The sequence below is a fragment of the bacterium genome, from assembly GCA_035527515.1.
Lineage (GTDB): Bacteria > B130-G9 > B130-G9 > B130-G9 > B130-G9 > B130-G9.
In genome coordinates, this window is record DATLAJ010000053.1 from 1 (window position 1) to 12,753 (window position 12,753).

Annotated in this window: 13 protein-coding genes; 9 read left to right on the forward strand and 4 right to left on the reverse strand. The window is 55.4% G+C overall.

Going from position 1 to position 12,753, the window contains the following annotated elements:
* The 7 genes from VM163_03385 to VM163_03415 form a co-directional block, all read left to right on the forward strand.
* Positions 1-399: tetratricopeptide repeat protein (locus VM163_03385; protein ID HUT02913.1), on the forward strand; the 399-nt coding region annotated here is incomplete at its 5' end.
* Between the two features lie 246 nt (positions 400-645).
* Positions 646-1,518: a hypothetical protein gene (locus VM163_03390; GenBank protein HUT02914.1), complete on the forward strand. Its 873-nt coding sequence runs from the start codon at positions 646-648 to the stop codon at positions 1,516-1,518.
* Positions 1,519-1,527: 9 nt separating this feature from the next.
* Positions 1,528-2,214 carry a hypothetical protein gene (locus tag VM163_03395; protein ID HUT02915.1) on the forward strand — a complete coding sequence of 229 codons (687 nt, stop codon included), beginning with the start codon at positions 1,528-1,530 and terminating at the stop codon, positions 2,212-2,214.
* A complete protein-coding gene (locus tag VM163_03400) occupies positions 2,198-2,572 on the forward strand; it encodes a hypothetical protein (GenBank protein HUT02916.1) in 375 nt (124 codons plus the stop codon). Before VM163_03395 ends, VM163_03400 begins: the two co-directional genes overlap by 17 nt.
* 8 nt (positions 2,573-2,580) lie before the next feature.
* On the forward strand, positions 2,581-3,753 hold the full coding sequence (locus VM163_03405; protein ID HUT02917.1) for an FtsX-like permease family protein: 1,173 nt from the start codon (positions 2,581-2,583) through the stop codon (positions 3,751-3,753).
* Between the two features lie 4 nt (positions 3,754-3,757).
* Positions 3,758-4,450 carry an ABC transporter ATP-binding protein gene (locus VM163_03410; GenBank protein HUT02918.1) on the forward strand — a complete coding sequence of 231 codons (693 nt, stop codon included), beginning with the start codon at positions 3,758-3,760 and terminating at the stop codon, positions 4,448-4,450.
* Positions 4,443-5,132 carry an ABC transporter ATP-binding protein gene (locus VM163_03415; GenBank protein HUT02919.1) on the forward strand — a complete coding sequence of 230 codons (690 nt, stop codon included), beginning with the start codon at positions 4,443-4,445 and terminating at the stop codon, positions 5,130-5,132. Before VM163_03410 ends, VM163_03415 begins: the two co-directional genes overlap by 8 nt.
* Before the next feature lie 191 nt (positions 5,133-5,323).
* Here VM163_03415 and VM163_03420 read toward each other — a convergent pair whose 3' ends face one another.
* Entirely contained in the window at positions 5,324-5,491 is a 168-nt protein-coding gene (locus VM163_03420; protein HUT02920.1) for a hypothetical protein, read from the reverse strand.
* Positions 5,492-5,664: 173 nt separating this feature from the next.
* Here VM163_03420 and VM163_03425 point away from each other — a divergent pair, with 173 nt between their 5' ends.
* Positions 5,665-7,554: a right-handed parallel beta-helix repeat-containing protein gene (locus VM163_03425; protein ID HUT02921.1), complete on the forward strand. Its 1,890-nt coding sequence runs from the start codon at positions 5,665-5,667 to the stop codon at positions 7,552-7,554.
* Positions 7,555-8,005: 451 nt separating this feature from the next.
* Here VM163_03425 and VM163_03430 read toward each other — a convergent pair whose 3' ends face one another.
* Complete coding sequence (locus VM163_03430) at positions 8,006-9,046, reverse strand: HD domain-containing phosphohydrolase (protein ID HUT02922.1); 1,041 nt, start codon at positions 9,044-9,046, stop codon at positions 8,006-8,008.
* Between the two features lie 646 nt (positions 9,047-9,692).
* On the opposite strand from VM163_03430, the gene VM163_03435 reads away from it, so the two are divergent.
* Positions 9,693-10,310: a hypothetical protein gene (locus VM163_03435; GenBank protein ID HUT02923.1), complete on the forward strand. Its 618-nt coding sequence runs from the start codon at positions 9,693-9,695 to the stop codon at positions 10,308-10,310.
* A 9-nt stretch (positions 10,311-10,319) separates the two neighbouring features.
* Here the strand turns inward: VM163_03435 and VM163_03440 are convergent, their stop codons facing one another.
* Positions 10,320-11,144 (reverse strand): outer membrane lipoprotein-sorting protein, encoded by an 825-nt coding sequence (locus VM163_03440; protein ID HUT02924.1) that lies wholly within the window; start codon positions 11,142-11,144, stop codon positions 10,320-10,322.
* A 438-nt stretch (positions 11,145-11,582) separates the two neighbouring features.
* A complete protein-coding gene (gene queA / locus VM163_03445) occupies positions 11,583-12,617 on the reverse strand; it encodes a tRNA preQ1(34) S-adenosylmethionine ribosyltransferase-isomerase QueA (GenBank protein HUT02925.1) in 1,035 nt (344 codons plus the stop codon).
* Positions 12,618-12,753 lie beyond the last annotated feature (136 nt).

Genomic DNA, 12,753 nt, shown 5'->3' on the forward strand with positions numbered 1-12,753 from the left:
GACTACCCGCCGGCGATCTCGAACATTGGCACAGCCTACTTTCTCGCTGGCGACGCCACCCGCGCTGAGGCCTTTTTATTGCGCGCGGTCCAGCTTGCGCCAAACCATGCCTCGTATCGCGCAGCGTTGGCGGACATTTACACCAGCCAGGGAAGGTTGAGCGCTGCCGAGGAGCAGCTTCTCAAGGCCCAGCAGATCGCCCCCAACAACAGGGACATCCAAAACCGACTTCTCTGGCTCCGTCGCCAGCAGGGTGACATACTCAATGGCGACTGTTTCTTAAACATGTCCCCCGCGACGAGAGGAACCGCATCGCGGAATAGGATGTTTGTACTTAAGGAACTCGAGGATGACCGAAGTGGCGCGCCTCGTCTGATAACGGCGTCTAGTGTTACTTGATAGCATGTGCCATGCCTTATGGGTCGGAAGTGAGGGGATCATTCAAGTGTGGTGTGTAGCTGGGCTTTTTTTGTGCGTATAATCTACCACAATGGTGGATTTCATCTCGCTACGAAAACAGGACTCCTTGCGGTGTTGACAGTAATTCTCACCACAGTGCCTTGTCTGGCCGCCACTGATTCCCTTTACGCAGAAGTGAATTTTATTGGGGGATATTCATCGACCGAACGGTGGCTTGGAAAGAGCATGTCGCAGAAGAACGCGCTCGGCTTGGAATACTTCCGCAGATTCTCGAACGAATACGGCGATTATTTGACGTGCGACTTTCAGGTTCGGCTCGCATACGATTCAACTGATCCCCGTAAAGACGCATGGGCAATCGAGGTCCACAACGCTTGGGCAGAATATAAGATAGGCCTGGGAAAGAAGCTCAGAGCAGGCCATTTCGCTCCAGCGTTTGGGCTGGAGCCGCTCGTTGACACGCATGGCACTATTCTTCAGACGCTGGCCCCAATGAACATCGGCTTCAAAAACGACTGGGGCGTGGGCTTTTCGGGATTCCTCGGCGACTATGACTACCAGCTCGCCGCACAGATAGGCTCTGGGATGAGTATCCGCCGGAGAGATTCAAGCTGCTTGTTCACTGCTCGCATTGGCACACCCGCCGACAGTGACCTCCAATACGGATTGAGCTTGCTCTATGGCGAGACCTTGAAAGCGAAGGGCATGGGCACGATCCCCCGGCCTGAACTCGCTCAAGACGGCGCGGTTCTCAAAAAGAGGGTCGGCATGGACGCTCAATACCTCTTTGGCTCTTATCTGTTCAAGGGCGAGAGCGTCTATGGCGAGAATGACGGGATAGAGGTTGTGGGGGCGCTAATCGAGGTTGACTATACCGTTCCCGAGATTCAAGAACTCAAAATCCAGCTGCAGGGCAGCTTCTGGGACCACGATCTCTCTGAGAGATATACCGAAAGCGTCCTGCTGTCCGCCGGTCTGGAATACCAGGTCAATTCTGACCTCGCCCTTCGAGCGGCGTGGTCCACCGATAGTCTGTCCAATAACGACATGCAAGAGGAGCAAGTGTTCTTGCAGATGTACTATTTTGCACCTTTCTAGGAGAGAAAAATGACAAGCAAGACAATCGCAGGTATCTCGACATTAGTGTTAGCTCTGTTTCTCTTGCAGGGAGTAGAGCTTCATGCCGCAGTAGGCTGCTCACTAAATGACCCGGACCGCGACATCAAACGGATTTTCCCGAAATCGACTGGCTATCGAACCCAGTTCATAACAATCGCCGAACGAGGCGGACAGCCGCTTCTGAAGCAAGTCGAGGCGAAACTGGGAGACAAGCTCGATCCTGTGTATGAGGCGATTGACGTGGGATACGCGTACTATATGGTGCTAATGGGCAAAGATGTGATCGGATACGTTCACGGAGTAAATGAGAAAGGTATGTTCGGGGGCATGCAAATAATCCTGGCGACAAACCTCGATGGCCAGATCGTGAACATGTATTACCAGAAGATCTCATCGCCCGAGTCGCGAAGTTTCAGGGACAAGGCATTTGCGGGCCAGTTCGTGGGTCTGTCGCTTTCGGACTTTGTCCATCACGACGCGATACAGGAAGGCGCACGCCCTGCGGACAAGGTGGAAGCGATCAAGGACCCCAGCAAGAAGAGTCGCAATGATTTTCTCGCAACGCTCAGAGGCGTAAAAAAGAACTTGATACTGCACAACATCTTCAACTTAAGTACAACTAACAGTGAATCCCAGGGGATACAGAAGGAGAAGAAAAATGGAACTAAAGAATAAGATAGTCGTATGGGCGTTAATGAGCTTGCTGGTTGCTGCCCTTTCCGGCTGTGGGGGCGGCGGTGAGAAGTTTGGCGCGGAGATCACGATTGTTGAGACCACCAAGGTCGGCGACATTCTCGCCCGGCCGGACGACTTCGCCGGCAAGACAGTGAAGATAGAGGGTCAGATAACTCGAGAATGCCCCGGCGGCCATTGGCTGGACGTCAAGGATGAGACGGGAGTTACATACGTTGATCTGGGCCCATCGGGTATCGTCCTCCCACAGAAAGTGGGGTCAAGGGTTACCGTTGAGGGGAAGGTCCTTAAGCGCCCAGAAAGGACCATGATAATCGGGAAAGGCGTTGAAATAGAATGAAACTCTTAATGATAGCTTACAAGAACCTAAAGCGCCGAAAGCTCCGGTCTTCTTTTACGATCGGCGGCGTCGCGATTGCGGTGGCCGTGCTCGTCAGTCTGCTCGGCTTCAGCGAGGGCTACAAGAAGGCGTTGACGAGCGACATAGACAAGATGGGCTATCAGATTCTCGTTACAGCCAAGGGATGCCCTTATGAAGCAGCTACACTAATGCTGAAGGGCGGAGGCGGGCTTCGCTACATGGAGCAGGACGTCTTCAACTCTATCGCCAATGACGAGCGCATCGACAAGCTTACGCCTCAGCTGATCCACACGATCTTTGATCCAGAGCGCCTGGAAGGGCAGGGTGGATTCGCGATGTACATAGGTATCCAGAAGTCGTATCTGGAGCTCAAGCCCTGGACCAAATTCAAATCGGGCGCGTGGTTCACGAGGGATGACGCCGACGAGGTCATCATGGGATTCGAGGCGGCCGAGCTGGAGCAGCGCTCTGTGGGCAACAAGATATTCATCCCCGGTATCGAGAAGATCCTCACCGTGGTCGGCGTCTTCGAGCGGACAGGAACGCAGGACGACGGCGTGATCTTCCTCCCGCTCAAGAGCGCTCAGACGATCTTTGCTCTAAAGGACAAGATCAGCGGCATCGGCATAAAGCTCAAGAATATCGAAGAGCTCGGGCAGTTTGAGGAGGATATGTATGCGGTTCCCGGAACTCAGGTGATCAGCATGGCTCAGGTCAAGGGCACATTGCTCAACCTCGTCTCAAGCGCCAAGATCCTCGTAACCTCCGTCGCCGTAATCGCGGTTTTCGTAGCGGCCATCGGCGTAGTGAACACAATCTTGATGTCGGTGTTCGAGCGAACCCAGGAGATCGGAGTCATGAAAGCCATCGGCGCATCCAAGCTCGACATCTTTCGCCTGATCTGGATGGAGACGGTCATCATGTGCGCGCTGGGCGGACTGGTTGGCGATATCGGCGCCCTTCTCGGCGGGAAAGTCGTTGAACGCATCGTGAAGAGCCTTCTCCCGTACGCGCCGGAGGGCCAGATTGTGCTCATCACACCGACCGCGCTTCTGATCTCACTCGTTGGCGCAATCCTTCTCGGCCTCTTCGCGGGCATCTATCCCGCGTTCCGCGCGTCCTCCATGCGCCCGATTGAGGCAATCCGGAGCGGGGAATGACGCCATGAGAGATGCCATTATTAGGGCCGAGAAGCTCACGAAAGTATATGAGCTTCCCGCTGAGAAGATCATCGCGCTGAAGGAGATCGACCTGGATGTCAGTCCGGGTGAGTTTCTTGCGATAATGGGCCCATCCGGCGCAGGCAAGACGACGCTTCTGAACCTCATCGGCTGCCTGGACGGGCCGACGTCGGGTTCGATCTACGTCCTTGATCAAGAGCTCTCCCGGCTGAAAGAGAGGCAATTGGTGCTGCTCAGGCGAAAGAACATCGGCTTCGTGTTTCAGGATTTCTTTCTTGTGTCAAGTCTGACCGCGCTTGAGAACGCGCAGCTTCCGCTGATATTCGCCAGGATGCGACATGACAACGGCCGGGCTGCGGACCTCTTGGAGAGGGTGGGCCTGGCCCGTCGGCTCGACCATCTGCCGCACGAGCTCTCAGGCGGCGAGATGCAGCGGGTCGCCATCGCGAGGGCGCTTGCCACGGGCCCTCAAATACTCCTGGCGGACGAGCCGAGCGGCAACCTCGACACGAAGACCGCAAGGTCAATCTTCGAGTTGTTTAGGCGCTTCAACGAGGAGGAGGGTGTTACCGTGCTCGTTGCGACCCACAATACCAGACTTGCCCACGCCGCGGACAGAATCGTCCACCTGGCGGACGGCAGGATCGAGGGTGAGGAGGTGTTGAAGAATGGCTAAGGTGATCGAGGCGAGCGGGCTGAAGAAGCACTATCGCCGAGGGCCTGAAACAGTCAAGGCGCTGGATGGCGTCGATTTTGAGATCTCCTCCGGCGAAATGGCAGCCATAGTGGGACCCTCAGGTTCCGGTAAGACGACCCTCATGAATCTCATCAGCTGCCTCGACTCGCCAACGGCTGGGAAGCTCTCGATAGCCGGCCAAGATGTGACCGGATTCGATGAGGCTAAATTGATAGGCATCCGCCGCAAGAACATAGGGTTCATCTTCCAGCGGCCCCATCTGATCCCTACCCTGACAGCGAGGGAAAACGTCGAGCTACCGATCATCTTCAGCAAGCAGAAGACCGATAGCGATGCCATCTCGTCGAAACTCAAGGCCGTTGGATTAATCGAAAGGGCTCATATCCAGGTCAGGATGCTCAGCGGAGGTGATATGCAGCGGGTGGCGATTGCGAGGGCGTTGGTTCTGAATCCGAGAGTACTGATAGCGGACGAGCCGACTGGCAGATTCTCCACCCAGGTGCGTGATACCATGACGGACCTCTTCAAAGAACTGGCCGCTTCCGGTCTTGCCGTATTCATCGCCACTCACGACCTCGATCTCGCCGAAAGCTGCGACCGGATGATTCACCTTCAGGACGGCCTGATCGTCCCAAAGGAGATGTCTAGCCTATACGCGTGAGGAGTGCTCGTCGGCGGTCAGTTATGGCCAGACAGATCATGACCTGCCTCCCCTTTCCTCCTTTTCGCTCTGATAACTCAGAGATGTCGCCCCTGCAGACGCCGGGCAGGTTCTAAACGCCCGTCAGTCAAGAGGGTATGAAGAGCTGCGGCAGGCATGTGCGTTCAGGATGCCTCGGTCAACTGGGCTTCTTAGCAAATGACCCACGCGATGCGTGAGATGGGCAGGTCGCCGCAGGTGGTGGAGCCGGCGACGGGGAAGCCAAAGCCCGTGAGAATCGCTGTGATGTCGGGCGCGGGCTGGTTCTTGGAGTAGCTGCCGTAGCCGCCGACGATCAGCCGATTAGAAAACCGCGTCAACGGCGTGGATGTCAAGCACCTACACAATTTGCTCGATTTATGAGTAATTAAGTCTGATTTTGCAATGAGGAGCGAGATATGCGATACTTTTTGAAACTTGCTCTAACAACTGGGGTACAATCGTTAAGATGAGTGAGGATGTGATTCGACAAAACAATCAAGGAGGTCTGAAGATGGGTCGTCGTATTTTTCCTCAAGCGAGAACCACTGCACTGGGCGCTGCTGTCCTCCTGGTTGCGTTGCTTCCTTTGATAGCTGCCGCCACGCCGACGATAACTATCGATACGGACGCTGAGACTTACGTCGCTGGCGACACGCTCGAGGCTAGCCTCTCGGCGCAGAATCATGAATATGGCGTGAACGTAGATGTTTACGTCGGGCTGATCCTGCCGGACAGCAGCATTTTAGTCTATGGTCAACGGGGATGGACGGACCAGTTCGAGCCTTTCATACCAAATATCTACATCCCATCACCATTCGATTTCGGGCCGATGACCATTCTCACGCTCGAGGTCCCGGACGGGATTCTGGGTGACTTCCGGTTCGCCGCAGGACTCACCTACGCCTCGACATCGGAGTTCATCGGCGAGATTAGTTTTGCACCATTTGGGATCGAGAGTACTCATCCAGCGCCAACGGCCTACATCGATGCCATATTGCCGAATCCAGCCACACAGGGCGAGGACGTCATTGAGTTTACGGGGCATGGCCTCGACATGGATGGCACGATTGAGGGATACGAGTGGAGTTCGGACATTGATGGCGTTCTCAGCACAGATGAGGACTTCTCTATGAGCGCGGATGACCTCTCGGTTGGAACGCACACTATTTCATACGAAGTTCAGGACAACGACGGTCAGTGGTCCGAGCCGGATACCGGCTCTCTAATAGTTCAGCAAGGCGGCCGTCATTACTTCGTTGATGCCATAGCGGGCAGCAACTCTGACCCCGGAACCGAGGCAGCTCCCTTCAAGACGATAACGCATGCGCTTGCACTAGTCGTGGGCTCCGAGGCGCGACCGGCAGTAATCCACGTGTCGGCGGGGAGATATGCCTCGGACAGCAATGGGGAGACGTTCCCGCTTAACACAAAAAGCTGGGTATCACTCCGGGGAGAGGACCGCGAGACCACCGTGCTTGATGCTGCGGCCGCGGCTGACCATGTCATCTTTTGCGAGGGCTCAAACAACCTGAGTATTGAGGGGTTTACGATAACGGGGGGCCATGCGGACGGATCGACCGAGGACAGCGACGACTGCGGCGGGGGGATTCTATGCCTTAGGAGCGCACCGAACATAAAAGGCAACGTGATTACCGGCAACTGGGCAGGTTACGACGGCGGTGGGATAGGCTGCCTTGAGGAGAGTTCGCCCACGATCGAAGACAACACCATCAGTGGCAACTCCGCCCTTGCCAGCGGCGGGGGGATTATCTGCAAACGAAACAGCTCACCCGACATCTCGTACAACACGATTGAAGATAACCATGCAGAGGACGCCGGGGGTGGCATCCGCTGTCTCACTTATAGTTCACCGACGATCTCATGCAACACAATCCTAAACAACTCCGCAGATGTATGGGACGGAGAAGGCGGGGGGATAGCTTGTGAAGACCACTGCTCCCCGAGGATTTCCAATAACGTAATTGCCGGAAACGAGGCTTACTCGGGAGGTGGGGTCTTCTCCCTCAATAGGTCTTCGCTAACGGTCTCCAACAACACGGTCGCGGACAACTCAGGAACTTATGGGGGTGGCATATTCTGTGCGGACAGTTCGCCCAAGATCACTGATTGCATATTTTGGGGTAATGGGATCGATCTCTGGAGCTGTTCTGCGAGTTATTCTTGCATAGAGGATGGGGATGAAGGAAAGGGAAACATCAGTGGCAATCCCCAGTTTGTGAGTGGCCCTCATGGCGATTATTATCTCAGCACGAAAAGCCCATGCATAAATACCGGTAGCAGGTCAGCCAAGGACGCAGGCCTCTCCGACCGGACAACGCAGACCGACGGCACGCCCGACTCGGGGACCGTAGATATGGGCTACCACTATCGGTTACCCTAAGATTCCCCCTAAACCGGCGTGCGGCCTGTTCGGCCACGCCTACGTGAGGGCAGTTGGCATCACCGCGTAAATGGCCAGTGCGATGGAAGTTCCTTTTCTGTTGCTCTGTCTTTTACCGCTATGTGATTCCCTGCTTCCGGGATGCCCCCTCGGTCACCCCAATAATCAGTTTGAGCAAAGCGAGCGGTATCCATTTGGGGCGCGGCGCCTGGCAGTGCCGGTTGGCCAATCGCAGCAATTCGATTCACACGGCCAAGGAACTCGCCCCGAAAATGGCCCCAGACAAGTAGACGGGCGCCTGAGACGTAACAGACTCCCGTAACTGATTCAGGTGATTCTAAGCCGGGGCCGGACACAAGTTGCGCCAGTCTCAGTCGAGGCTTTCCTGTGCTGCGCGAAGCTTGCGCAAATGATTCACCTCGACATTCACTCAAACGGGGATCGCTGAGCTCTATGGGGTCATATCCCCATACTTCTGGCTAACCTCCAGAAACACCTGTAAGGACTGCGCAAATGCTTCCAGGACACTCGGATCGAAATGCGCTGGCATTGTCCTTCCATCACCCTCAAGAATGATTCTCGCACTTTGTTCATGGGTAAGAGGCCCTTTGTAAGGCCTCTTGGACCTCAGCGCGTCATAGATGTCAGCCGCTGCGAATATCCTTGCAGCGACAGGGATATCTTCTCCCGCCAGACCGTTATAGCCGGTGCCATCATATTTCTCATGATGGAAATAGGCTATGTCTCGCGCCATCACCAGTTCTCCCCTGGTTATCTCCAGGTCGCCCACGACTGCATTTAGGGTATCGCCTCCCTTCTTGGCGTGCGTTCTCATGATCTCGAACTCATCGTTGGTTAGCCCACCGGGCTTCAGAAGCACAGAATCAGGGATGCCCACCTTCCCGATGTCGTGCAATACACTCACAGCATAAATGTTCTCAACGAAATCGGCGTCATGTCCCAAACACTCCCCAATCACTCTCGAGTACTCGCGGGTCCTTTCGAGGTGCGCCCCGGTCTCAGGGTCCCTTGATTCAGCCAATTTGGCCATAGCGAAAATCGTAGCATCCTTTGTCGCTGCGTATTCCTTGGCAAGAATAGCTATCGTCTTGTGATGTAACTGGTCCAGAAGGCAAATTGGCTTCAGAATATCGTTACTGTATCTCCCCCAAAGAACGCCGGCATACGCATCCTCGAAGTCGTGAAAGGCATCGAAGAATACGTTCGGGCGAACATCCGCAGCAGCCGTCTTCTTCCCAATTACGGAATTGGCGTTGAAATACGCCTCAAGATCGCCCCTAGAAATATGCTCTATGAAGGCATCCACCAGCATCTCAATGCCTTTCTTCAGAGGCGCGAATTTCGGAGAATCTCTGTCAGTCTGCTCCCGTACCCAGTTCTCTACGATCTCGCCTCGTCTCTCACGAAACAAGGAGCCAATCTCCTTCAGAAGCGCTATCCTGTCTTCTGCAAAAAGGTCCTTCCTACCCATTTACTCACCTCGATTTGTGTATGCGTGTATGTTAGTCTGTCATTGACCCGTGAGCTTCGCGCGCTCAGACGAGCTTGCCTCATTGTAACACAGATTCTATCATCCCGGTCTCCAAATGCAGTTTCAGCGCTCCACCCCAATAGTCAAGTTGGTCGGGATCGGGCGTTGACCCTGGATTGTGGGTAATGTTGGATTGATTCATGCCATGTGGTGTGCGAAAGATGCGCCGCACGCTACGATCTCCGACGCGCGATGAGCTGACGAGTCCCTCATCGCCCGGCGCAAGCGGTGGCGATGCAGACGGCTATCATTGTCCTGACCCCCGAATTCATTCGGGGGATCTGGGGCAACCCGACACCCCCTCTCTATCCTCTTCAGATGAGGATTTGGGGGAGGGCGAGGAGGTGCCTCGCATCCTCAGGCCACCCGACTGGAAGTCGGGTGTTAATATAATGAGAGCGATCTATATCACCGCGTTGAAACGCGGTCGAGCTGACCACGAAACTCTACCTACAATCCAGGGTCACACCCGGGATCGGGCGTTTTGCCGCTGCCACGCGCTTGAGATTCTCATGCGAGGCAACTATCTTGCTGATCGCTCTCTGAAGAGAGAGAAGACGTAAACGTTTACAGAGACATCCCTGCCGTGAGCCAGCCCATCAAATCAACTGGCGCCACCAACTATAACAACCTGGCGTATATAGCCATCGCCGAGCAATACTTCAGAGATTCCATACAGGTAATTCGGTATCGCCCCAAGGCCTATCTCAACGGTGTGATGAAATCCTGGCTAATCTACTTCACGCCTCATGGGCATTTTGCCACTCTGGAGGCGCCCCCGGCTCTTTCTTTGCTCAGCCGCATCTACGACACGTTCTTCTACGGCAGAATACCTTACGATATGTCCAAAACAGGAGTTCTGCCCTTTTGCCTTATGCCGGGCTATCACGTTTACCTACTTCTGTTTGTAGGTCTGCCGTTCTTACTCGCCTACGGGCTGATGCTATCTCTGAGCGGAAGGTCTGCCGGCGCTGCGCTCAGCCGCAACCGACGAATCGTGATCGTTTATATGTGCGTTACCATAGCCTTCGTAGCGGTCCCCGCAAACCTGCTAGAGCTGACGGAGAACAACCGGTATAGGTTCTCGACAGAACCGTTTTCGTTGGTATTGCTGGGCCTTTTCATCCAGCTCTTTCTAATACCCCGCCTGAGCCGAGCTCTGTCGAAAAGACGCCCGTCTGTGCCAGAAGACTCAGACCTCTGACAGAAACCGTCAGTTGCCCTGCATGCGCTTGATCATCTCTTGCATCTGCTCCATGTTCATCTCCTGCTTGCCCTGCTCGCCCTCCAGCTTGCTCGCATCAAACAAGTCATCGGACAGGCCCACGTTCGTCTTGATGCTCTTGGTGACTATCTTGGTCTGGGGCACGCCTCCGACGAACACCTGTTGCAGGAACGGCATGGTGAAATCACCATAGACCTTCCGGAAATCCGAAAAACGCATCTCGGCCGGCTTGTCCTGCATCTTCAGCTCACCCTTGAGCATCTGATAGTTGGCGGTATCTACCCATACCTTCGAGAAAGGCAGAGACCCAGAAGCCTCCGCACCGGTTTGATTCACATCGATCACGTAAGCCTCTCGACCATCGACTTTCTCCTTGCCGACCAGCCGAACTCTGTCCTTCAGCTTATCAGACCATTGAATGCGCGGCGTCGCGTCCTTCACCTCACTTGGCTTCAGACGCCTCTTGCCCACAAAGGGGCTCACCGTCCAGGTGTCCTTCCCGTCGAAGACCACAACGGTCGTCATCTTCGGCATCTGGCCACCACCAGCACTGCCCGAGGACGTCATCTCGACGCGATACTTATCCCCCTTCCACATTGATTTCATCGCCGAAGTAACCTCTTGCCCGCCCTGAACGATGATCATCTCCTGCTCGATCTGCCAGTCCTTGACAGACGACATGAACTTATCATGCCTGGCCGATACCCTCTTAAGAATCTCGGCGCCAGTAATGCTCATCGCGCAATCGCAAAGCGCAAAGCTCACCGCAAGGGCGACAACCAAGCTCACAACATAACGTCCTGTTGGTCTCATAGCACAGCTCCTTTCAAACTCAGTTGCAATTCAACAGCACCCACTATATCACATTTGATACATAAAAAGCAGGTTCGAAGGCCGCCCCAATAATCAGATTGATCGTTTCTGAAGTTGAGTTCTGAAGTTGGCTGGCAGATAGGCACGGGAGTTCATGTTGAAAGCCGAGTTGCTGCTTCTTTCAGCTAACGGGTGCGAACGAGGGGTGCAGACTGTAATCCCCGATAGGGGATACCGTGGGTAGCCGTGCGTGCAACGCAACGGGGAGGTTAGAAAGAGGGATTGTAGCGCTATTCGCACCGTCAGGCTACGCCTGCGGCTACCCATGGTCTGCCCTTCGGGCAGGAGCTTCTGCCCTCCATCCGCGAGGCAGCCCCAACGTTCCCCGCTCCAATCTGATTACTGGGGGCCCGTATATCGCCACTGCCGCTTTACAACCTAAGTGATAAGCATCGCGTCCCCGAAACTCAGGAATCGATAGCCGCTCTCGAGCGCCTCCGCATACGCCTCAAGAATCGCATCGCGCCCCGCGAATGCACTCACGAGCACGAGCAACGACGAGGCGGGCTGGTGGAAATTGGTGACCATCGCATCCACGATGCTGAACTCATAGCCCGGAACGATGTAAAGGTCAGTCTCGCCCTCGCAGGGCACAACCCTCTGCCCCTGTGCGATCGTCTCAAGCGCGCGAACGCAGCTGGTGCCAACAGCTATGACGCGCCGGCGCTCATCCCTCGCGCGGTTGATTGTGTCGGCCGCGAGCTCGCCCATATAAAAACGTTCCGCCGGCATCCTGTGGTCTTCGATGTTCTCCGTGCGGATCGGCCTGAACGACCCAAGCCCAGTGTGAACGGTGATCGACGTGAACTGGATGCCTAGGCTGCGCAGCTTGCGCATGTAGTCGTCCTCGAAATGAAGCCCCGCTGTGGGCGCCGCTACCGCTCCAGGATGCGCACAATAGACAGTTTGATAGAGCTCCTCGTCCGCCTCGTCCGGACCATCTGGCCGCCTAATGTATGGAGGCAGCGGAACCTGAGCCACTCGCTCGAGCGCCTCCTCAACCCTCGCACCGTCCGCCGAAAGCGAGACGATGAGCCTGCGCTCTTTTCTATCGAGCACACGGGCGCGCAGGGCGCCCTCGCCGAAGATGAGCTCAGAGCCCGGGGTGAGCCTTCGCGAGGCCTTCCCAAGCGCCTCGAACGTGCCGTCATCAAGCCGCCTCAACACGAAGAGCTCCACCTTCCCACCGGTCGGGGCACGCCGGCCCAACATGCGACACCTGAGAACTTTCGTATCGTTCAGAACCAATAGGTCGCCTGGACGGAGGAACTCGTGCAGCGAGTAAAACCGGGTGTGCACAACTCGGCCGCTCGCCCTGTCAAGCACGAGCAGTCTCGCAGCAGTTCGGCTCTTCAGCGGAAATTGCGCGATCTGCGATTTGGGCAGACCATACTCGAAGTCGCTTCGCCTCATCCAACGCTACCCTTACAGTTATCCAAGCCAATCAACCAGTAATTCTTTAACTCACGCAGAGGCCGACATGATACAGACACATGATGCAGACTAAGAGGAGCTCGGAACCGTATCAACCGCGATTCATTATCGTGCT

What these genes read in the sequence shown, in the direction of transcription:
- VM163_03405 (HUT02917.1), top strand. Translation starts at nt 2,581, where the DNA reads ATGATAGCTTACAAGAACCTAAAGCGCCGAAAGCTCCGGTCTTCTTTT.
- VM163_03425 (HUT02921.1), top strand. Translation starts at nt 5,665, where the DNA reads ATGGGTCGTCGTATTTTTCCTCAAGCGAGAACCACTGCACTGGGCGCT.
- queA (HUT02925.1), bottom strand. Translation starts at nt 12,617, where the DNA reads ATGAGGCGAAGCGACTTCGAGTATGGTCTGCCCAAATCGCAGATCGCG.
- VM163_03400 (HUT02916.1), top strand. Translation starts at nt 2,198, where the DNA reads ATGGAACTAAAGAATAAGATAGTCGTATGGGCGTTAATGAGCTTGCTG.
- VM163_03430 (HUT02922.1), bottom strand. Translation starts at nt 9,046, where the DNA reads ATGGGTAGGAAGGACCTTTTTGCAGAAGACAGGATAGCGCTTCTGAAG.
- VM163_03395 (HUT02915.1), top strand. Translation starts at nt 1,528, where the DNA reads ATGACAAGCAAGACAATCGCAGGTATCTCGACATTAGTGTTAGCTCTG.
- VM163_03390 (HUT02914.1), top strand. Translation starts at nt 646, where the DNA reads ATGTCGCAGAAGAACGCGCTCGGCTTGGAATACTTCCGCAGATTCTCG.
- VM163_03415 (HUT02919.1), top strand. Translation starts at nt 4,443, where the DNA reads ATGGCTAAGGTGATCGAGGCGAGCGGGCTGAAGAAGCACTATCGCCGA.
- VM163_03410 (HUT02918.1), top strand. Translation starts at nt 3,758, where the DNA reads ATGAGAGATGCCATTATTAGGGCCGAGAAGCTCACGAAAGTATATGAG.
- VM163_03440 (HUT02924.1), bottom strand. Translation starts at nt 11,144, where the DNA reads ATGAGACCAACAGGACGTTATGTTGTGAGCTTGGTTGTCGCCCTTGCG.